17 protein-coding genes are annotated in these 19723 nt (G+C 41.0%); all 17 read right to left on the reverse strand.

Translation table 11 applies throughout. The annotated features are described in order from the left end of the window. Positions 1-124: 124 nt before the first annotated feature. The 17 genes from glyS to PQ456_RS15660 all read right to left on the reverse strand — a co-directional run bounded on the left by glyS (position 125) and on the right by PQ456_RS15660 (position 19664). Complete coding sequence (gene glyS, locus PQ456_RS15580) at positions 125-2200, reverse strand: glycine--tRNA ligase subunit beta (RefSeq protein ID WP_273613109.1); 2076 nt, start codon at positions 2198-2200, stop codon at positions 125-127. Positions 2201-2202: 2 nt separating this feature from the next. After that, entirely contained in the window at positions 2203-3081 is an 879-nt protein-coding gene (gene glyQ / locus PQ456_RS15585) for a glycine--tRNA ligase subunit alpha (RefSeq protein ID WP_069329826.1), read from the reverse strand. A 340-nt stretch (positions 3082-3421) separates the two neighbouring features. Next, positions 3422-4195 carry a DNA repair protein RecO gene (recO, locus tag PQ456_RS15590; protein WP_273613110.1) on the reverse strand — a complete coding sequence of 258 codons (774 nt, stop codon included), beginning with the start codon at positions 4193-4195 and terminating at the stop codon, positions 3422-3424. A 133-nt stretch (positions 4196-4328) separates the two neighbouring features. Beyond that, positions 4329-5231 carry a GTPase Era gene (gene era, locus PQ456_RS15595; RefSeq protein WP_204823240.1) on the reverse strand — a complete coding sequence of 301 codons (903 nt, stop codon included), beginning with the start codon at positions 5229-5231 and terminating at the stop codon, positions 4329-4331. Positions 5232-5339: 108 nt separating this feature from the next. Continuing rightward, the gene (gene cdd / locus PQ456_RS15600; RefSeq protein ID WP_273613111.1) at positions 5340-5741 is read right to left on the reverse strand and encodes a cytidine deaminase; all 402 of its coding nucleotides are present in this window, start codon (positions 5739-5741) and stop codon (positions 5340-5342) included. 193 nt (positions 5742-5934) lie between these two features. After that, positions 5935-6303, reverse strand: a complete 369-nt coding sequence (locus PQ456_RS15605; protein WP_273613112.1) for a diacylglycerol kinase family protein — start codon at positions 6301-6303, stop codon at positions 5935-5937. Next, on the reverse strand, positions 6303-6803 hold the full coding sequence (gene ybeY / locus PQ456_RS15610; protein WP_204823237.1) for an rRNA maturation RNase YbeY: 501 nt from the start codon (positions 6801-6803) through the stop codon (positions 6303-6305). Before ybeY ends, PQ456_RS15605 begins: the two co-directional genes overlap by 1 nt. After that, positions 6800-9046 (reverse strand): HD family phosphohydrolase, encoded by a 2247-nt coding sequence (locus PQ456_RS15615; RefSeq protein WP_273613113.1) that lies wholly within the window; start codon positions 9044-9046, stop codon positions 6800-6802. Before PQ456_RS15615 ends, ybeY begins: the two co-directional genes overlap by 4 nt. A gap of 66 nt (positions 9047-9112) precedes the next feature. Beyond that, positions 9113-10084: a PhoH family protein gene (locus PQ456_RS15620; RefSeq protein ID WP_273613114.1), complete on the reverse strand. Its 972-nt coding sequence runs from the start codon at positions 10082-10084 to the stop codon at positions 9113-9115. A gap of 227 nt (positions 10085-10311) precedes the next feature. Then, positions 10312-10890, reverse strand: a complete 579-nt coding sequence (locus tag PQ456_RS15625; RefSeq protein ID WP_273613115.1) for a hypothetical protein — start codon at positions 10888-10890, stop codon at positions 10312-10314. Positions 10891-10906: 16 nt separating this feature from the next. Beyond that, on the reverse strand, positions 10907-11908 hold the full coding sequence (gene floA, locus PQ456_RS15630; RefSeq protein WP_204823233.1) for a flotillin-like protein FloA: 1002 nt from the start codon (positions 11906-11908) through the stop codon (positions 10907-10909). A gap of 245 nt (positions 11909-12153) precedes the next feature. After that, complete coding sequence (locus PQ456_RS15635; RefSeq protein WP_273613116.1) at positions 12154-13581, reverse strand: NfeD family protein; 1428 nt, start codon at positions 13579-13581, stop codon at positions 12154-12156. A gap of 203 nt (positions 13582-13784) precedes the next feature. After that, entirely contained in the window at positions 13785-14228 is a 444-nt protein-coding gene (locus PQ456_RS15640) for a GatB/YqeY domain-containing protein (protein ID WP_273613117.1), read from the reverse strand. Positions 14229-14243: 15 nt separating this feature from the next. Further along, on the reverse strand, positions 14244-14417 hold the full coding sequence (gene rpsU, locus PQ456_RS15645; RefSeq protein WP_005547957.1) for a 30S ribosomal protein S21: 174 nt from the start codon (positions 14415-14417) through the stop codon (positions 14244-14246). 195 nt (positions 14418-14612) lie between these two features. Beyond that, positions 14613-14984, reverse strand: coding sequence for a histidine triad nucleotide-binding protein (locus PQ456_RS15650; protein ID WP_273613118.1), 372 nt, complete (start codon positions 14982-14984; stop codon positions 14613-14615). Between the two features lie 79 nt (positions 14985-15063). Next, positions 15064-18492 (reverse strand): AAA family ATPase, encoded by a 3429-nt coding sequence (locus PQ456_RS15655; protein WP_273613119.1) that lies wholly within the window; start codon positions 18490-18492, stop codon positions 15064-15066. After that, a complete protein-coding gene (locus tag PQ456_RS15660) occupies positions 18489-19664 on the reverse strand; it encodes an exonuclease SbcCD subunit D (protein ID WP_273613120.1) in 1176 nt (391 codons plus the stop codon). The genes PQ456_RS15655 and PQ456_RS15660 overlap by 4 nt, the downstream gene beginning before the upstream one ends. Positions 19665-19723: the final 59 nt, after the last annotated feature.

Consider the following 19723-nt stretch of genomic DNA (forward strand, 5'->3'; position numbering starts at 1 on the left):
TGGAGCATACGTTCGTTTATAAAAGTAGAAAATACGGAACGACAAGACATAAATGTCGTCGTTCCGTATAGCTGTATTTAGTCGTTCATTTAAAGTTATATCCAGAGTGCACGTTGTCTTTCTTTTATTTAACCAGCTTCGAGAAGTCTGCATAACTACGAATATCTTGATCTACTGCTGCTAATAAAGCAAGACGATTTTCTCGTACTGCTTCATCTTCAGCCATAACCATCACCTGATCAAAAAAGGCAGTGATTGCTGGACGTAAAGAAGATAATAACGCTAATGCTTCTGCTGTACGATTCGCTGTTAGCAGTGTACGATACTCTGTTGTTGCAGCTTGCCATGAAGCGTATAATTCACGTTCTGCTGGCTCTACAAACAATGCAGGTTGTACAGCAACACCAGAAGATTTAGCTGCAAGATTAGAAACACGTCCAAAAGACTCGATCGTCAACTTGAAGTCTGGCGTATGTTGAACTACTTTCATTAAATCATGACCACGAGCAACAACAGAACCAATATGATTAAATCCTGATGCGATCACTGCATCAACCACATCATAACGAAGATCTTCAGACAACAGTTTTTTTACACGAAGTCCGAAGAAGTCATATAGTTCTATACGTATTATATCGCAAGAACGTTTCATATTCCTTAAATTTTGATGAATATTTAACGCGATATCAAATAATTGCTCTAATGTTAGTGATAATTGGTGCTCAAGTAAGATTTGCACGATTCCTGCTGCTTGACGACGAAGTGCATATGGATCTTGTGAACCGGTAGGAATAATACCGATTGAGAAACAACCTACAATCGTATCTAGCTTATCGGCAATACTGACAAGTGCTCCGGTTAATGATGCTGGAGAAGCTTCGCCTGCAAAACGTGGTTGATAATGTTCAAAGATCGCGCGCGATACTTCTTCACTTTCCCCAGCTTTGCGTGCATAATCTTCACCCATAACCCCTTGCAATTCAGGGAATTCATAGACCATTTGAGTAACCAGATCGAATTTACAAATATCTGCTGCCCGGCTAACAGCTATTGCTTGCTCAGGCGTCACATGAAGTTGTAGCGCTAATTGATCTGCAATTTGACGAATGCGACGTACTTTATCGCCTACTGTTCCGATCTCTTCATGGAACACAATATTTTCTAACTTGGCAAGTGCTGTATCGATCTGTAACTTCTGATCTTCTTCATAAAAGAATTTGGCATCAGACAGACGAGCACGTAGTACTTTTTCATTTCCTTTAGCGATAATGTCTAGAGAGCGATTATCACCACTACGTACAGTGACAAAATAAGGCAACAATTGACCTGCTTCATCCAGCACAGGGAAATAACGTTGGTGTTCACGCATCGAAGTAATCAATACCTCTTGCGGAATATTCAAAAATGCAGGATCAAATGATCCGTACAATACAGTTGGTGTTTCTACAAGGAAAAGGACTTCTTCTAGCAAATCTTCTTTGACATCGATATGCCAATTTTTTTCACTAGCTAAATGAGCGATCTGTGCACTAATCATCGCTTCACGTTCTTCGATATCAGCAATAACATGTTGCTGGCGAAGAGCTTCCAAGTATAACGTCGGCTCAGCAATTTCAGTCTCGCTACCTAAGAAACGGTGACCACGTGTGATGCGTCCTGTGTGTACACCTGTAATTTCAAAGTCAATCACATCATGTCCCCATAGTGCAACGATCCATTTAATCGGACGTACAAATTTGAAATCATGAGTACCCCAACGCATATTTTTAGGGAAAGTCATCGTTGTAATGATATTGCGTAACGCTTCAGCTACAATACTTTCTGTGCTGATACCGACACTGCTTTTTTGAGCGTAAATATATTCAACACCACTTAATTCACGGAAGGTGAATGTTTCTGGATCTACGCCTTGACTACGTGCAAATCCAAGTGCTGCTTTACTCCAAGTGCCTGTCTCATCTTGAGCAATTTTGCGAGAAGGGCCTTTCACTTCTTCGTTGATATCTTCTTGCTTTTCAGCGACATCTTTGATCCAGACTGCAAGGCGACGCGGTGTTGCAAATGCTTTGGCTTCTCCATGAGTCAATCTGGAATCGTCCAACCATTTTACTGTTTTGTCCAACAATTGATTCATCGCTGCACGTAAAAAGCGTGCCGGTACTTCTTCTAGTCCAATCTCAAGCAATATGTCTTTTGCCATGATTATGCATCTCCTTTCTTCAACATCGGGAAGCCTAACTTCTCACGCTCTTCTAGATACGTCGCTGCGACTTGACGTGCCAGGTTACGAACACGAGTCAGATATCCAGTACGTTCGGTTACACTGATCGCTCCGCGAGCATCTAATAAGTTGAATGTATGGGAACATTTCAATACATAGTCATAAGCAGGGAATACCAAATTCTGATCCATCGCACGCTTCGCTTCTTGCTCATACGTACTGAACAGATTAAGCAACATCGCTACATCTGAAACTTCAAACGTATACGTAGAATGTTCTACTTCAGGTTGATGGAATACATCACCATACGTAATGCCATTTACCCATTCAAGATCAAATACATTTTCTTTATCTTGAATATACGAAGCCAGACGCTCCATACCATAAGTGATTTCAACAGCAACTGGATTTGTTTCAATACCACCAACTTGTTGGAAATACGTAAATTGAGTAATCTCCATACCATCTAGCCATACTTCCCAACCTAGACCTGCACAGCCTAGTGATGGATTTTCCCAGTTATCTTCTACAAAACGGATATCATGGTCTAATGGATTGATGCCTAATTCTTTGAGACTATCCAGATACAATTCTTGAATATTATCCGGTGAAGGCTTGATAATCACTTGGAATTGATGATGCTGGTATAAACGGTTAGGATTCTCACCATACCGACCATCTGAAGGACGACGGGAAGGTTCTACATACGCTACATTCCACGGCTCAGGTCCGATTGAACGTAGGAATGTCATCGGATTCATTGTTCCTGCACCTTTTTCAGTATCATAAGGCTGTACAATAATACAGTTCTGCGCTGCCCAGAAATTTTGCAGTGTCAAAATCATTTGCTGGAAATTCATTGACATTACTCCTTTATCTTCATAGTTAATTAATCGATCTGCTGAATATGTATAATCTGCATCGCACGCAAAAAACTCCCGTTCCTACGCCTGATGTACAGACATAGGGACGAGAGTTGTATTCCCGCGGTTCCACCCTATTTGAAGACATTTGCATGCCATCCACTTTTCTATTCAGCTCATATGCTCGCGGATGCCATTGGGCACATGCTCGTCATCAGGCTCACACCATCCCTGACTCGCTATCTAAAGACGATTATCATCTGCTTACTAATCCGGTCAACGCATCATGCGTGTCGATAAGACACAAGTTATAACCTAGATCATATCTGACTTTACCCTATTCGTCAACATGGTTTTGAAGTGAAGTTTCATACTTATCCAATTGATCCAGAAAGCGACGAGATTTTAATTTGAGCCCTAATTGGACTTCCATAAAAGCATCCATAATCTTTTTCAATTCTGCTTTGGTTGAATCTTTGACATCAATATTGCCTAGACGACGAATATCTAATCTTGAAAATAAACGCAGTAATTTGAGTGTTCCTGGCGAGATAGCAAACGCAGCTGGATCTTGACGACGTTCACGCTCTGACAGTATACCGCCCAAGCCCGGACTTAGAAAAAACTTGCCTTCTGTTTCGCCTGAAAAAATACAAGCATCCACTTGAGGTGCATACCCAGTCGCTTGCAGAATTTTCATTTCAAACAGAGTCGTTAGTACAACAGGATCTCTACCTTCCCCTAGAAAAGAAAGAAATGCTTTGAGCTGATCAAACCAAAAACGTCCTGTTTCATTTTCTTGCAGTGCTTTGTCGACCATCTCACATCCATATGCCGCATAAGCTGCTAAAAATACATCTTCACGTAACTTATGATTGGATTCGATAATCTCACCTTGATTCAGAGTACCCAGACCTGTTCCATTGCGAATAAAGGAATATTCACCATACGTAAACGGTTGTATCATTGCACCATGACGGCTTTTGGGCTTTTTGGCTCCCCGTACAAAAATACCAATCTTACCATGTGTCTCTGTACACAAAGTAACAATTTTATTCCCTTCGCCATAATCCATGCTGCGGATGATAATCCCTTCCACCCTGTATAGCATGTCTCATCTCCCTATCTGATTATGAATATATTCCACTCCAAATTTAAAAGAAGCAGAGCATTAATTTCTATGCTCTGCTATCGTTGATCTGAATTACTGTTATCTTTATTTATTAAACATATTTACTTGCTTATTAAGCATTACGATGGAAACCAAGATCTTTCAATACGCTATCTTGATTACGCCAATCTTTTTTCACTTTTACCCATAGTTCTAAGAAAATCTTCGAACCGAGCAAATTCTGAATATCCATACGCGCTTGTCTACCAACTTCTTTCAATAATGCTCCTTGTTTACCGATAACGATTCCTTTTTGAGAATCACGTTCGACAAAGATCACTGCTGAAATATTTACTACACCGTTAGGTTCTACACTCATCGCTTCAATCGTTACAGCAATAGAGTGAGGAATTTCTTCGCGTGTTTGATTTAGAATTTTCTCACGAATCAATTCAGCACATACAAATTGCTCTGGATGATCTGTGATTTGATCGTCTGGATAGTACTGTGGACCTTCTGGTAAATACTTACCAATTTGCTCCATCAATGTATCTACGTTATTGCCTAGCTTAGCAGAGATCGGAATAATTTCAGCAAATTCATGCAGTTTGCGATATTGGTCTATAATCGGCAACAACTGCTCTGGAACGACCTGATCAATTTTGTTGATTACTAGAAAAACAGGGGTTTTTACTTTTTTGAGATGCTCAATAATAAAGCGATCTCCGCCACCTAATCCTTCTGCTGCATCCACTAGAAAAAGAACAGCTTCGACTTCACTTAATGTGTTCAACGCCGTCTGGTTCATAAAGTCACCTAATTTAGACTGGCGCTTATGCACCCCTGGTGTATCCAAAAATACGATTTGCTTATCGTCTCTTGTAAATACGCCATGAATCTTATTACGTGTAGTCTGTGGTTTGTCAGACATAATCGCTATCTTTTGTCCAATAACCTGATTCATTAACGTGGATTTCCCTACATTTGGTCTGCCGACAATCGCAACAAAACCTGATTTAAAATTCTTTTTCGACATATCATTCTCCGTTCCAAGAGTTACCATTCTGTATAACTCCTGTTCATATTTGTCATGCTGTTGGTCATACAAGTCTGTGTATATAAAGTTCTCAACGATTCCGCTTATTTATTTTAAATTCCACGGTCCAAACGCATGTGGCAACAACTCGGAAATAGTGGTCATCCGCGTATCGCCCTTCATATTTCCAAGCAATATCGGCATATCAGGATGACACAATTCTACCATCACCTGACGGCACACACCACAAGGAGCAATCGGTTCATCGGTATCTCCAACTACAGCCATCATTTGAAAAGAACCGGGTTGTTGACCTTGAGCAATCGCGCTGAACATTGCTGTACGTTCTGCACAATTACAAGGAGTATACCCCGCATTTTCAATATTACAACCGTGATGCACTTGTCCATTACGATCAAGCAATGCTGCACCGACAGCAAAGTTAGAGTAAGGTACATATGCTTTAGCGCGAGCAAGAATAGCTTCTTGTAATAATTGTGACGATTCCATTGTAATCCCCCTGAACATGTATCGTATTGATCGTTTCCATACACTGCCTATTCTTATATATTACACGATTTAGACGGTTACGCCCACTAATCTATACCGCATTCTATTATTCTTTGTGTAAAAAACGATAAAATCCCCTCCTGACTCTCCCATTCAAGTCATTAGAGGGGATTTTAGTGCTTTGTATAATCGTTCACTTTATAAACCACGATACAATCGGTTCTGCAAACACGATGATACCGATAACAATGGCAACAATAGATGAAATAAGAACGGCTCCTGCGGCGGCGTCTTTTGCTTTTTTGGCAAAAGGATGCCAATCAGGAGAGCTTAGGTCTACAGCAGCTTCAACACCGGTATTCATCAATTCCGCTCCGAGCACCATACCTATCGCTAGCGTTAGCAGCATCCAATCTACAGCAGATACATGACAGATGATTCCGGCGATAATGATAATACATGTAATCAATACATGAATACGAAAATTACGTTCTGTCCGAAAAGTGTCTGCAATTCCTTCTGCCGCAGAAAAAAATACGGCTCTCCACGTTCTTTTTTTCATCAGCGTGTCAATCCCGCTTGTTGTAATACCGCTTCTTGTTTACCCATCATTTCTGCTTCGGTCTCATCATCTTGATGATCATATCCTAATAAATGCAGAAATCCATGGACAAACAAAAAACCAAGTTCTCGTTCCACCGAATGCCCGTAATCTTCGCTCTGAGCAATCGCACGTGGAACCGAAATAATAATATCGCCTAGCATATCGCCTGGAAGTGGTGTGTCTTGTCCAGTCAATGCAGGATCATAGACAATATCTAATTCATCATCAAGCGATTCATGCATGGCAAAAGACAACACATCTGTTGGACGATCGATACCACGATACTCTTTGTTCAGCTCATGAATCGCTTCATCATCCACAAAAGTAAGAGCGACTTCACCATCATTCACTTGTTCTTGTTCTCCTGCTTTTTGCAGAATCAGTTCAAGTGTAGTGATTAGCTCATCTGTAATCTCATATTTATTTTGTTCATTTTCCCATGCAAGCTGTAAACTCATGCTTTATTCTCCTTCTGATCCGGTTTCTTGATGTCTTCCGGATATTCAATACGAGAGTGGAATATACCCATAACCGCTTCTTTAAGCGTTCTGGCAACCACATCTAGTTCTTTCATCGTTAGATCACATTCATTGAATTGATTATCATCGACACGACCTTTGATAATTTTCTCAATCATCGTCTCGACTTGCTCTACTGTAGGCTTGCTAAGTGAACGTACAGCGGCTTCTACACTATCTGCAATACCCACTACAGCAGCTTCTTTTGTCTGAGCTTTGGGCCCTGGATAACGGAAATCATTTTCAGTGAAATCAGGTTCGATCTCTTGCTCTTCCGCTAGCTTCAAAGCTTTGTGATAAAAGTAATGCAAAAACGTTGTTCCGTGATGCTGTTCTGCAATATCACGAATCGGTTTGGGCAATTTATATTCTTTTTGCATTTCTACGCCATCACGAGCATGTGCAATAATAATCGATTTACTTAGCTTAGGATCTATACTATCATGCGGATTGCCAATATTGTTCTGATTTTCGATAAAATACCCAGGACGCTTGGTCTTTCCAATATCATGATAATACGAACCTACCCGACATAACAATCCATCTGCGCCAATCGCTTCAGCGGCGGCTTCAGACAGATTACCTACCATTACGCTATGGTGATAAGTTCCCGGGGTCTCAATTAATAATTTACGTAATAACGGATGGTTAGGGTTCGATAATTCTACCAATTTGAGAGCAGACAAAATCCCAAATGTCGTCTCAAAAAATGGCATTAATCCAAGTACCAGTACAGTGGTAATTAGTCCACCAATACAAGCAAAACCAACAGCGTACATCATCGACATACGTGTCCATTCTCCATCATTGAGCAGTACTAAAGTTAACACTGCAATTGCCCCAAAGAAGCAACTCATAATTCCAGCTTTGAGAATAGTCGAGCGCTGGCTGGCGCGATGAATACATTGAATTGCTGTAAACGAAACAACCAGTGTAAAAAAGCCAAACTGATAATCAAATAATTCATGTTGACTCATATTCAAAATAATACTCGCCAAAATACTCATAATAATCGATGAAATATAAGCAAGCTGAATATCAAGCAACAATGTAATCAGCATCACCACAATCGCTGCTGGTACAAGGAATCCAAAGTACGGTGAATTACCAATCTGCAAAATACGTACCAGATGAAGACAGATCACACCGATAACGAAAATAACAATCAACATCAACAATTGCGAATTGTTATAACTTCTACCTTGATGAATAGACTGACGCAGATACATGTACAGCCCTAAAGTGATCAAAAAGGCAAATAGCACTAATCCCAGTTGAGGCCAATAATTTACATCATTTTTGAGCAGATCATTTTCATCCAACAAGGTATACATTTCCTGCGTGATTTTCTCACCTTTTGGAACAAGTACTTCACCTTGCTGAATATAAACTGTTGGTGTGTTCTCACGAGCTTCTACTTTCGCCGCTCGGGTCGCTTCTTCATCGTAGAACTTATTAGCGGTTAAGGTAGCTCGAACAAGCTCCTGTACCACCTCACGAGCTGTACGGCTATTCAGTGAGCTTGTACTAACCAATTCAGCTACTTTGGCACGTGCAGACTGTGCATCTGTAATCTGATCGCTCATTAAGCGAGACATAATCGATGTTGCCACTTGACGCATATCTTGTATTTCATCTGTAGATAAACGCGGAATTTTGAGAAACGTTTCTTCAGGAATACTGTACGTTTGCTCACCGATCGTTTTTTGCATTTCATCTAACATTTTGTCTGAATATTTTCCTGCTTCACGGTTATTGCGAATAAAGTTAGCGATAGAGTTTTGCGCACGTTGCGGAATTTCTTCGCTATAAATCTGTGCTTTATCTGCATTGGTAATCTGATCATCTTGATTCAGAGACTCAATTCGATCTAACATTTGCGAAATAACCGTTTCTCTACGCATAGATACAATCGCGTATACGGATTCTACTTGTTCAGCAGCAGCTTCTTGCGCTTGGAGCGTAGATTTGTTATTCGGAATCTGCATCGGAGCGATAATATCACTATCGCTAACCGTACCGACCTGAATATCAAAACGCTGTGGAAGCAGGTTAGGCGCCAGACTAACGTAAAGCACCACAAATAGCAGTACAAACATGGCGTAACGTGTCATCCGGCTATTTTTCCAACCCGCTATCATAGAATCAAGTAAATTACGTGTAGACGGTTTTTTGGAAGTCATACATACAGCCCTCTCACTTCTGAATATTCAAAATGTGCGGTTTCTGTTTTCTCCGCTGACCGCCGACTACTCCAGATTTTCTGAAGCTTTATCATAAGCGACAATAATTTTTTGTACTAATGAATGACGAACTACATCTTGTTGTTGAAAAATAACAAATCCAATTTCTTTGATTCCATCCAAAATCATTCGAGCTTCTACCAACCCTGACTTTTTACCACGTGGTAAATCGATCTGGGTCACGTCGCCTGTAATAACCATTTTGGAACCAAATCCTAAACGAGTTAAAAACATTTTCATTTGTTCTGCTGTACTATTTTGCGCTTCATCTAGAATAATAAAAGCATCATCCAGTGTGCGTCCACGCATATAAGCAAGCGGAGCGATTTCAATCAAGCCACGCTCTAATGCTTTGGCGGTCTGTTCTGGCCCCATAACGTCGTAAAGAGCATCATATAACGGGCGCAAATACGGATCGACTTTCTCCTGCAAATCACCTGGTAAAAAACCTAAGCTTTCGCCTGCTTCAACAGCTGGACGAGTCAAAATAATTCGTTTGACTTTGCCCTCTTTGAGCGCAGCCACAGCGAGTACAACTGCTAAATACGTTTTACCTGTACCTGCGGGGCCAATCCCAAAAACAATATCTAATTTTTTGATCGTAGATACATAGTGCTTCTGACCGATCGTTTTGACACGAATCGGTTTACCACGATACGTCTGGGTAATTTCACCTTTATATAAGTCAAGCAGTTGGTCTGCTCTGAGCTCTTTGGCAAGTTCTATTGCATACAAAATATCACGTTCTGTAAGTACATATCCTTTACGAACCAGTTCTAATAATACTTCAAAAAGCTGAGTCATTTGCTCTACTGCTTGTGCAGGACCATGAATCGAAATCTCTGCTTCACGGCTACCAATTTTGGCATCCGTATCGCGTTCAATTAATTTTAAGAAGCTGTCCTGTGGTCCGAACAGGGACAATCCTTCTTCTGCATTTAGCAGGGGAATTCTGGTGCTTTGCGTTTGCTCTAACAAATAGCCTCAATCTCCTCATTTATAAAATAATATAAAACTGCTTTTGTGCACGTATACTACAAAACTTGGGTACAATCTCTTTACCCTAAACTTTACCATTGTATGGTTTGTCATGCAAAATTTTTTGCACATTATCTATCATTACCATACATCAATCAAAATAGAAACAAAATCACTACAGATTAAAAAGAAACCGATCTCCACTATAGAGATCGGCTAATACCTAACTATTTTTTGTCTACTGCATATTTACGATGATTAAAAGGACGTTTGGCACGAGGCTCGCCTAGAATTTCTGCCCAAATCACGCCTTTGCGAAGCTCCTCAGAGCCGATAGCATTTTTAGAAGTAGTCTCTGAATCCAATTCTTCGATTCTTACTCTACTGCCTGCATTCAAATGCATCGAACGGGCTTGAATATCTCTGTGCATTTCATCAAGACGTTTTTCTACTTCACTTTGATTGGAAATGACTTTTTGCGGTATATAAGGCTCTGGTGAAGATAACGTCGATCTAGTCGCTGAATCTTCATAGCCGGGTGCATTCTCTGATGTATCTAACTCATCATAACGTTGCCCTGCTTCATGATATCGACGCTGTACATCATCTAATGATTCCGGTTCAGCCGAGGTGCGCTCAGGTTCATTGAACCATTTTCTTTTGGTATCACCATTTCCGCCAAACGTTGGCATACCTGAAGGTTGCCCGCCTGACTTCTTTTTAGCTGAACGCGTTCTGACAAAAGAAAAGATAGCAAACGCAATAATGGCGACAAAATATAAATTACCCATAAGGAATTCAAACATCAATTATCGCACACCTTTATTTATTTGACTTATTATCCGGGCTACTGCCAGAATCTTCTGATTTACCGATTGAACCTCTCATTTGAGTGTCTGCTTCGATATTTTTGAAATTCATATAATCCATAACTCCAAGTTGACCTTGACGAAGAGCTTCTGCCATAGCGAGTGGTACATCGGATTCGGATTGAACTACACGTGCTCTCATCTCAACAACGCGTGCTTTCATCTCTTGTTCTTGAGCGACAGCCATCGCGCGTCTTTCTTCTGCTTTGGCTTGAGCGATACGTTTGTCTGCTTCTGCTTGTTCTGTCTGTAGCATAGCACCGATATTTTTACCTACATCGACATCTGCGATATCGATCGATAGAATTTCAAAAGCGGTTCCTGCATCCAGACCTTTTTGCAATACCGTACGAGAGATCATATCTGGATTCTCCAGCACTTGTTTGTGAGAATCACTAGAACCTACGGTAGTAACAATACCTTCACCTACACGAGCAATGATCGTCTCTTCACCTGCACCACCGACCAAGCGGTCGATATTCGCACGTACGGTTACACGAGCTTTAACTTTAACTTCGATACCGTTACGTGCCATAGCAGCAACGACAGGCGTTTCAATTACTTTAGGGTTAACACTCATTTGTACAGCTTGTAATACATCACGACCTGCAAGGTCAATCGCTGCTGCACGTTCAAATTCCAACGGAATCTCTGCACGTTGCGCCGCAATCAGTGCATTTACAACACGGTCTACATTACCACCTGCAAGATAATGGCTTTCCAATTGGTTCATATCAAGTCCAAGACCAGCTTTGTGTGCTTTGATCTGTGGATTCACAATACGTGAAGGGGTTACACGACGTAGACGCATCGCTACAAGCGTAATAATACTTACACGTACACCGGAAGCTACTGCTGAGATCCAGAGCATAACCGGGAAGAAACTGAAAAATACACTTAAAATAATAATAGCGACCACAACGATAAAGAGTATACTCAATACGCTTGTACTCATTATTCACATCACACTCCAATTTTTATAGTTCAACCTGCTTACTTATTGCCTGTTCGATCGGATTCATTTGAAAATGTACTGCTAAATATGTAAACGAACATGACCCCTTTTGTCTACATATGTGAATATGAATCCATAATGAAGACGAAGCAATATCATTTGTACGTTATCAAGGTATGAATAATTTACAGAGGTAGTCATTCATACCTGACTTTATTCAACGTTATTCATTATACCGGTATCCATTATTCTTTGATCAGATGAGCATCTAGAGAAGAAGGTTCTTGTATAATTTCTTCCACAATAATACGACTGCCATCGACTTGTTTCACTCGAATCGGACGATCATTTGCAATAAAATTACCCTGTGTCACTACGTCAATTCGTTCGCCTTCAATCATAACCGTACCTGATGGACGAAGAGGGGTTACACTGGTTCCTTCTTTGCCCAAAAATTGTTCTCTAGTTAAGCGAGACATAAAGCTTTGCTCTGAAGACAATTGTTCTTTGAGAATAAATCGATTCCAAACGCCTCGTTCTTTGAGCAAAATAGCGATCAGTGTTACGACTACAGCAGCTGAAGCAAATGCGATACCCAGAGATAATAAAGCATCGCTTGTATCATATGCGGCTTTCACTACACCTGTTATCAGACTGGCTGAACCCAAAATACCCAATATCCCAAAGCTTGGAATAAACAACTCGAGCACCAGTAAAATAAGTCCTCCTAAAAAGAGTAACCATGTCGTTGAACCTGAAAATCCAGCGGCATAACTACCGAAGAAGTACAATGCAAATGCGACAATTCCAACAATACCCGGTATACCGAATCCCGGTATAATAATCTCTATTGCGATTCCAGCGATCCCGATAAACAATAACAGTGTTGTTACGATCGGGTTAGTTAGCACACGTGCGATATTTTCGCCTGCGCTTGGTTGTACTTGGACGATGTCTGCTGGTGAATGTCCCAACTCAGCTACAACAGCGTTGGTAGAAGCCAAAATATCGTCTGCAAATCCTACTTTCAACGCTTCATTACTGGAAAGAGAAATAATCTGACCTTTTTCTTTGGTCTTATTAATCTCTGGCATTGGGACTACCATATTCACATCTGTCATCCCATCTGCAATATCTGCATTCCGATTATGAAGCTGAGCAGCAGCTCTCATTTCACTTTTCCAATAAGCGACCTGCTTGGGATTATCAATCGGGTTGCCTTGACCATCAACGATAGCGGCTGCACCAATGGTACTTCCAGGTTGCATAAAAATCTTATCTGCATTCAATGCAATATAACTACCTGCTGATGCGGCTTTGTCTTGTACAAAAACAGCTACAGGAACATCACTATTACGTACCATTGCTCCAATATCACCCGCGGCTTGTAGTTCTCCACCGGGTGTATTCATTTCTAACACGATCCACGATGCTTTCGCTTGCTTCGCTTCTTCAAATCCTCGTGCCAAAAACTTTTGTAATCCGCTTTCAATTTGACGATCAATTGGAATCACGTAGACTGAACCATCATTATTACTGGTGGCTGGTGCAGATGCGGCTTGCGTAGTTTGCGGATAAATTCCTGCTACAACCAACATCGCCATAAGTGAGCCCAACAATAACAGAGTCAATCGACGCTTGATACGAACCATTTGGTCAAGCGATTGATTCATACGATCTTAGCCCCTTTCCGTTCAGATGTGTTTGTTTAATATCACAGCATAATATTAAACAATATACATATAAGCATAGTAAAAGGTAGTCTATACGTAATACGCATTTATAATGGTTACGTTTCAATTATATTCCTTTCTCCGAAAAAAAGTATAGAAAAAAGCACCTCATCTTATAAAAAATGAGGTGCTTTCACATATGTTTATTGCAGAAATTGTTGAACCGTTTGATTCACAACTTTTCCGTCTGCGCGACCTTTTACTTTAGGCATCAGGGCGCTCATCAGTTTTCCCATATCGGCTTTTGAAGAAGCACCGGTTTCCTGGATGGTCTGCTTTACAAGAACTTTAATTTCTTCTTCAGACAGCTGTGTGGGAAGGTACTCGGAAATAATCTCAATCTCCGCTTTAAGGTTGCTTGTCAGGTCATCACGACCTGCTTTTTCAAATTCTTGGAGGGCATCTTTGCGCTGTTTGATCTCACGACTAAGAATATCAAGCACTTCATTGTCGTTCAAGTCTCTTTTCAAATCTATTTCGAGATTTTTAATCGTTGAACGAACCATGCGTATGGTAGACAATTTGAATTTCGCCTTGTCTCTCATTGCTTGCTTCATATCTTCGTTTAATCGTTCGCTAAGATTCATGACGGGTAAATCCTCCTAAAACTTTCTTTTACGAGCAGCCTCAGATTTTTTCTTACGCTTAACGCTCGGCTTTTCATAATGTTTGCGTTTTTTCACCTCAGCCAGAACGCCATCTTTAGCGATGGAGCGTTTGAAGCGACGAAGTGCTGCATCAATTGTTTCGTTTTTGCGAACTTTCGTTTCAGACACTAGTTTTCCCTCCCTCCGACCAGACCGTCCAAGAACAATAACACGGTTTATCAACTTTCATTATAGGTGAAAGTTGAATGAAGTGTCAATATGATTGGCTAGTTTTGCCTGCAATTTTTTAATGTTCTATTATATACCCGTTTTATACAGTATTGGAACATCTTTTTTTATTATTCTTTTACACGCTATTTTTGCTTATGCGTGAGAGTTGGAAATGCCTGTTAAAGCACCTAGATTCGCTCCACCTAACAAATGATAATGCAGATGTTGCACTGCTTGTCCGCTATCCGGGCCACAGTTGTTGATTAGACGATATCCACTTGTATTTACACCTAGCTCTTTTGCTAACTCTATGGCTACTCCATGGATATGACCGATGACCGGTAAATCTTCTTGAGTCACTTCATTCATCGAATCGATATGCTTTTTGGGAATAAGCAATACATGCACAGGAGCAGCAGGTGTAATATCGTGAAATGCTAATATCTGCTCATCTTCATATACTTTTTTAGATGGAATCGTTCCTGCTACTATTTTGCAAAATAAACAATCTTCTTTGACGATCATAATAAGACTCCCTTCGCTAAACTTTTTAGTGTATCTTGCTTCCACGTACGTGTATGACTATCTACATACTCTACATACTCTACATACGTTCTAACATCACTTTAGAACCGCTTCCTGCTTGTTCCGCAGGGATAATGACTAATTTACGAGGCAATCTCATTCGTAATTCAGGAACATGGCTGATGATCCCAACAGAAAGTTGATCATTATGAAGTTTTTCCAGTGAAGTCACTACTGTATCCAAAAGTTCGGGATCAAGTGTACCAAATCCTTCATCTAAGAAAAAGAACTGAAGAGGATACTGTCCACGTAATTGAATCTGAGCCGATAAAGCTAATGCTAATGATAACGAAGTTAAAAATGTTTCTCCACCTGACAATGAAGACACTGGGCGACGAATTCCCCCATTACCATTATCACAGATCACAAATCCTCCACCAGAATCCACTTCTAAAGAATACCGTTGCTTGGTCAAAAAGCGCAATCGCTCTGAAGCGGCTAGACTAACCTGCATTAATTGTTCTTCTGCAATGTATTCGACAAACGCATTACCACGCATACTAGCTTGTAATTTGGATAAATGCTTGGCTTCTTGCGCTAAGGTGACTCGTTGATTTTCTAACTCACGCCAGCGTACATGACGTTGTTCAAGGTCTTCACGATCACGAGTTGCTTTGGCACGTTGCTCTAATGCTGCCTCATCGGCTTGACGAGCTGCTGTATATTGTTGCTGAATCTGTGCCCATTCTTCTTCGCTCACACTTTGTCCATTCAATTTATGCTGTACTTCGCGCAAATGTACAGAAAGTTCATGCTGTTGTTCCCGATGAGATTGAATCTGTTGTCGATCCGCTTGAATCTGATCTTCGGTCATTCGCGATTGGCTGACACTTTGTTCATTATCAAACGGAGAAGCTTGCAATGCTTGTTGCCACTTTTCAGCATGTTGATTGACTTGTTCCTGTAATGATTGTAACGATTGCACAGCCAATTCTACTTGATGTGTAGCTGTCTGCTGATGTTGTAATGCTGTGCGCCACAAGTCTGTCGTCTGCTCTGCTTGCTGACGTAATTGTTGATGTTGCTGTTGCGTGTCTGTTAATAACTGCTGAGCTGATTGATCTCCTATCCACTCGGTCAGGCGATTTTTCTTTTCTTGTAAAAGCTGTTGATTCCCTTCTTGACGGGTCTGATCTTGAATCCGTTGTTTGTCGAGTGTGTTGATATGGTCATTACCATTTTTGATAGCTTGCTCTCGCTCTTCGATATACGGAACACTTTTTTCTAATCCTTCACGAATATTCTCAGCTTGTTCATCCATCTGCGCTAGAGCGGCAAATCGCTCACGTGCTGATTGTTCTGTTAAATGCGGTAACTTCTGTTGCCACTGTTGTAATAATTGCTCTAACGACTGCGTAGCGGCTTGTAAACGAGTATGGGACTGCTCCACCAGTCGTCCAGATGATTGTTGCTCAGATTGAGCGGTTAATCGACGGCCTGACCATTCTCGTTCATCTTGTCGCCATTGGCGTAATTGTTGTTGTAGTGCTCTTGTTTGTTGCTCTAAATGCTGATTTTGAGCTTGCAAATTAGCAAATTGTGCTTGTAGCTCTATTTCAGACAAGACAGAGGCTTGATCGTTTGGAACAGATACCGACTCTGCATTATCTAACTGCCAATCCCATTCTTGCATATTGCTATCTAACTCGATTTGACGACCACGTACCTGTTGCTGTTGCATTTGAAGATGTTGCTTTATTTGTTTTAAAGTCTGAGTCTGTTGATTGATATTCTCAGATCCCTGTGTGGTAGAAACTGATTCATCTGCTGAAGTGGAAAGATGATTGCTGATATGAGCAGGTTGTGGATGATGAATAGATCCGCAGACAGAGCAAGGTTCTCCTTCTTGCAGTTCTGCCGCTAACATCATCGCTAGCCGATTCGATTCTGCTTCTCTGGCTTGTTGTGCATGTTGTTCTTCCAGTTGTTCAAACGATTGCTCTGTTATTTGTAGATCATTTGCTAATTGCTGATGATCTTGATATAACGCAAAAATCTGTTGCTGTAATTGCTGTTCCTGCACCGATCGTTGTGCTTCTTGCTCGGTGATCTGTTGCCACACTTGATTGGCTTGTTGGGCAGCCTGATGATATCCATCATATTCTGTCTGTTGTTCTTGTAGACGAGTTCTTGCTGTATCTAGAGCAGACAACTGTTGTTGAGCTTCTTGCAACTCACGTCGATCTTGACTGCGCACTTCACAAGCTTTTAACTGTTTATTCAATTCTTCTTGACGTTGTCTTGCTTTGTCTAACAACATCTGTTCACGCTGTACTTGATGGGATGCTTCTTCCAGTTGTTTTTGTGTAGCTTCCAATTGATTCTGAATCTGCTGTTGATCTTGTTCTAAGGCAGCACATTCTTTTTGCAATTGTAAAGCTTGTTGAAGTTGCTCTATCCGCTTTAACAATGAAGGCTCTTGCTCTGTTAATTGTTGCTTCGCCTGCTGTTCATGTTCGGCAGCGACCGAGACAGCCCGATCAGCTTGCTCTAATTGTTGTTGCAGAACAGTTACACGTTGTTGTTCTTGGATGGCTTTGGTCTCATGGGTACGCCATGTATCTAATAACGGTAATAAATTCTGAGCAGATATTGCTTGTTCAATCTGCTTTTCTTTACTAACAATATCTGCTTCATGTTGTTGTAATTGATCTAATCGTTGTTGTAATCGCGCTTGTTCTTGCTGATATTCTCTAATCTTGCCCCATTGTTCTGTGCGAGCAGTCATATCTGCCAGTTCTTGACGACGTTGTTCTGCTTCTTGAATAGCTGTCTCTAAACGTTCTATCGCTGTCTGTAGCGCTTCGGCTGATGCTTCGCCTAACCCTGTCTGTTCAGCGTACAATTTGCCCAGGACATTGTCTGTTTCTTTGACACGTTGACTAAGCTTTTGCATTAAGCGATCGCCATACCGTTCCAGATGAAAAAGACGCTGTAACATCTGTCTACGATCACTGCCTTTGAGTGATAAAAATTCAGCAAATTTACCTTGTGGTAGGACAACGGCACGTGTAAAATCATCCATTTTAAGCCCGATATAATCTTCTACACAACGCGTAACATCTGCTAATTTGTCCGCAACTACGACATCACCATCTTCACGCATTTCGATAAATCGGCTCATAGCGTTACTAACAGTGTGATCTCCTGTACGTTTGAATCGTCGCTCTACTCGATATCGCTGTGCGCCTTCAGCAGATAATAATTCAAATGAAAAAGACACAAATAATGAATCCTCAGAGTGATTCATAATGCCCTGCGTACCGTTGTAAGCTCGTTCTACTTTTCCGTATAACGCAAGTGTAATCGCATCTAATACTGTCGATTTCCCGCTACCTGTAGGTCCAAAAATACCGAATAACCCTGTTTCACATAGTGCTTCAAAATCGATTTCTTGTTGTTCACGATAACTTTGTAAACCGGATAATTTGAGTGTGATTGGCTTCATGATGGTTGTTCCTCTCCGACTTCGTCTTCATCGATCAATTCCAAAAACAACTCTACTAATCGATCTTCAGGTGTTGCTCCACCTGTCTGACGTTCATAAAATTTGCGGAACAATTCATGCACAGGCAATTGAGCACGTTCAGCAAAAGACTGCTGTGCTTCTGTCTCAGGATACACAGGTCGAATATTGACAATTCCACTGTAGGCTTTGCGAATCGATTGAATATCCGACATTGATAATGCTTCTAATAGTGAAATTTCTAAATCGATAAAAGCATTACGATCTCTACCTTCTTCTAACCATTGGTAAACTTTAGTCAGACCGCCTTTGGCTTTCCAGCGTACCAGAGGACGACCACAAGTTAAAAAGATTTCTTCGATCTGTGGAACCCCTCCAGGTGCTATATCTAGCATCGTGACTGATTTGGCTTGCCCTGCTTCAGAAAAACTATACGCTAGCGGAGAACCACTATAGCGGATAATCCCTTCTCCTTTGACAGCTTGAGCGCGGTGTAGATGACCTAATGCTGTATATTGAGCGCCTGTGTAGAGCGCAGACGGATCTACTGTATAAGCGCCTCCTACTTGAATAGGGCGCTCTGAATCTGATTCTACGCCGCCTAGCGCATAGATATGACTCATAGCTAGGTTGACGGTGTCCGATCGGAAATCAGTCGCTAATTGTCTCATCAACATGCCTACCCGTTCACTATATGCACGACGAATCAGATCTTCATCATTTTCTACTGTTAATAGTTCATTCAGTCTAGCTTCAGATGGATATGGCAATGCGGCTATGATCGCTGTTTCTGATGTTCTTGGGACAGGAATTGTTAATGCACTTGCAGCGGGCGTACCCAGTAAATAAATACCTCTTCCTTTGACTAAAGGAGTAGCTGAAGCTATTCGATCAGGTTGATCATGATTCCCTGCAATCACTGCAAGTGGACGACCGTTCGCGGTCAATCTTGCCGCAGCTTCATAAAATAATTGTTCTGCCGCAGCAGGTGGATTAACAGAATCATATACGTCGCCTGCCATCAGAATCAGATCTGCTTGTTGATCATCTGCAATCTGAACCAATTCATCGACAAAAGCGATTTGTTCTTCAAGGCGACTTCTGCCTTCTAACGTACGACCAAAATGCCAGTCTGCTGTATGTAAAATACGCATAGCTTTCTCCTTTTTACGTGATCATTTATTTTAAATAAATACAGATAAAAGGAGGTTTG

The organism is Paenibacillus kyungheensis (genome assembly GCF_028606985.1).
Taxonomy (GTDB): domain Bacteria; phylum Bacillota; class Bacilli; order Paenibacillales; family Paenibacillaceae; genus Saccharibacillus; species Saccharibacillus kyungheensis.

Bases quoted from the DNA above. Each gene is read 5' to 3' on its own strand.
- era (WP_204823240.1), bottom strand. From the start codon at position 5,231: ATGTCGAAAAAGAATTTTAAATCAGGTTTTGTTGCGATTGTCGGCAGA.
- PQ456_RS15650 (WP_273613118.1), bottom strand. From the start codon at position 14,984: ATGATCGTCAAAGAAGATTGTTTATTTTGCAAAATAGTAGCAGGAACG.
- floA (WP_204823233.1), bottom strand. From the start codon at position 11,908: ATGAGTACAAGCGTATTGAGTATACTCTTTATCGTTGTGGTCGCTATT.
- cdd (WP_273613111.1), bottom strand. From the start codon at position 5,741: ATGGAATCGTCACAATTATTACAAGAAGCTATTCTTGCTCGCGCTAAA.
- PQ456_RS15635 (WP_273613116.1), bottom strand. From the start codon at position 13,581: ATGAATCAATCGCTTGACCAAATGGTTCGTATCAAGCGTCGATTGACT.
- recO (WP_273613110.1), bottom strand. From the start codon at position 4,195: ATGCTATACAGGGTGGAAGGGATTATCATCCGCAGCATGGATTATGGC.
- glyS (WP_273613109.1), bottom strand. From the start codon at position 2,200: ATGGCAAAAGACATATTGCTTGAGATTGGACTAGAAGAAGTACCGGCA.
- PQ456_RS15655 (WP_273613119.1), bottom strand. From the start codon at position 18,492: ATGAAGCCAATCACACTCAAATTATCCGGTTTACAAAGTTATCGTGAA.
- PQ456_RS15615 (WP_273613113.1), bottom strand. From the start codon at position 9,046: ATGACTTCCAAAAAACCGTCTACACGTAATTTACTTGATTCTATGATA.
- glyQ (WP_069329826.1), bottom strand. From the start codon at position 3,081: ATGAATTTCCAGCAAATGATTTTGACACTGCAAAATTTCTGGGCAGCG.
- ybeY (WP_204823237.1), bottom strand. From the start codon at position 6,803: ATGAGTTTACAGCTTGCATGGGAAAATGAACAAAATAAATATGAGATT.
- PQ456_RS15640 (WP_273613117.1), bottom strand. From the start codon at position 14,228: ATGAATCTTAGCGAACGATTAAACGAAGATATGAAGCAAGCAATGAGA.
- PQ456_RS15605 (WP_273613112.1), bottom strand. From the start codon at position 6,303: ATGAAAAAAAGAACGTGGAGAGCCGTATTTTTTTCTGCGGCAGAAGGA.
- PQ456_RS15660 (WP_273613120.1), bottom strand. From the start codon at position 19,664: ATGCGTATTTTACATACAGCAGACTGGCATTTTGGTCGTACGTTAGAA.
- PQ456_RS15625 (WP_273613115.1), bottom strand. From the start codon at position 10,890: ATGTTTGAATTCCTTATGGGTAATTTATATTTTGTCGCCATTATTGCG.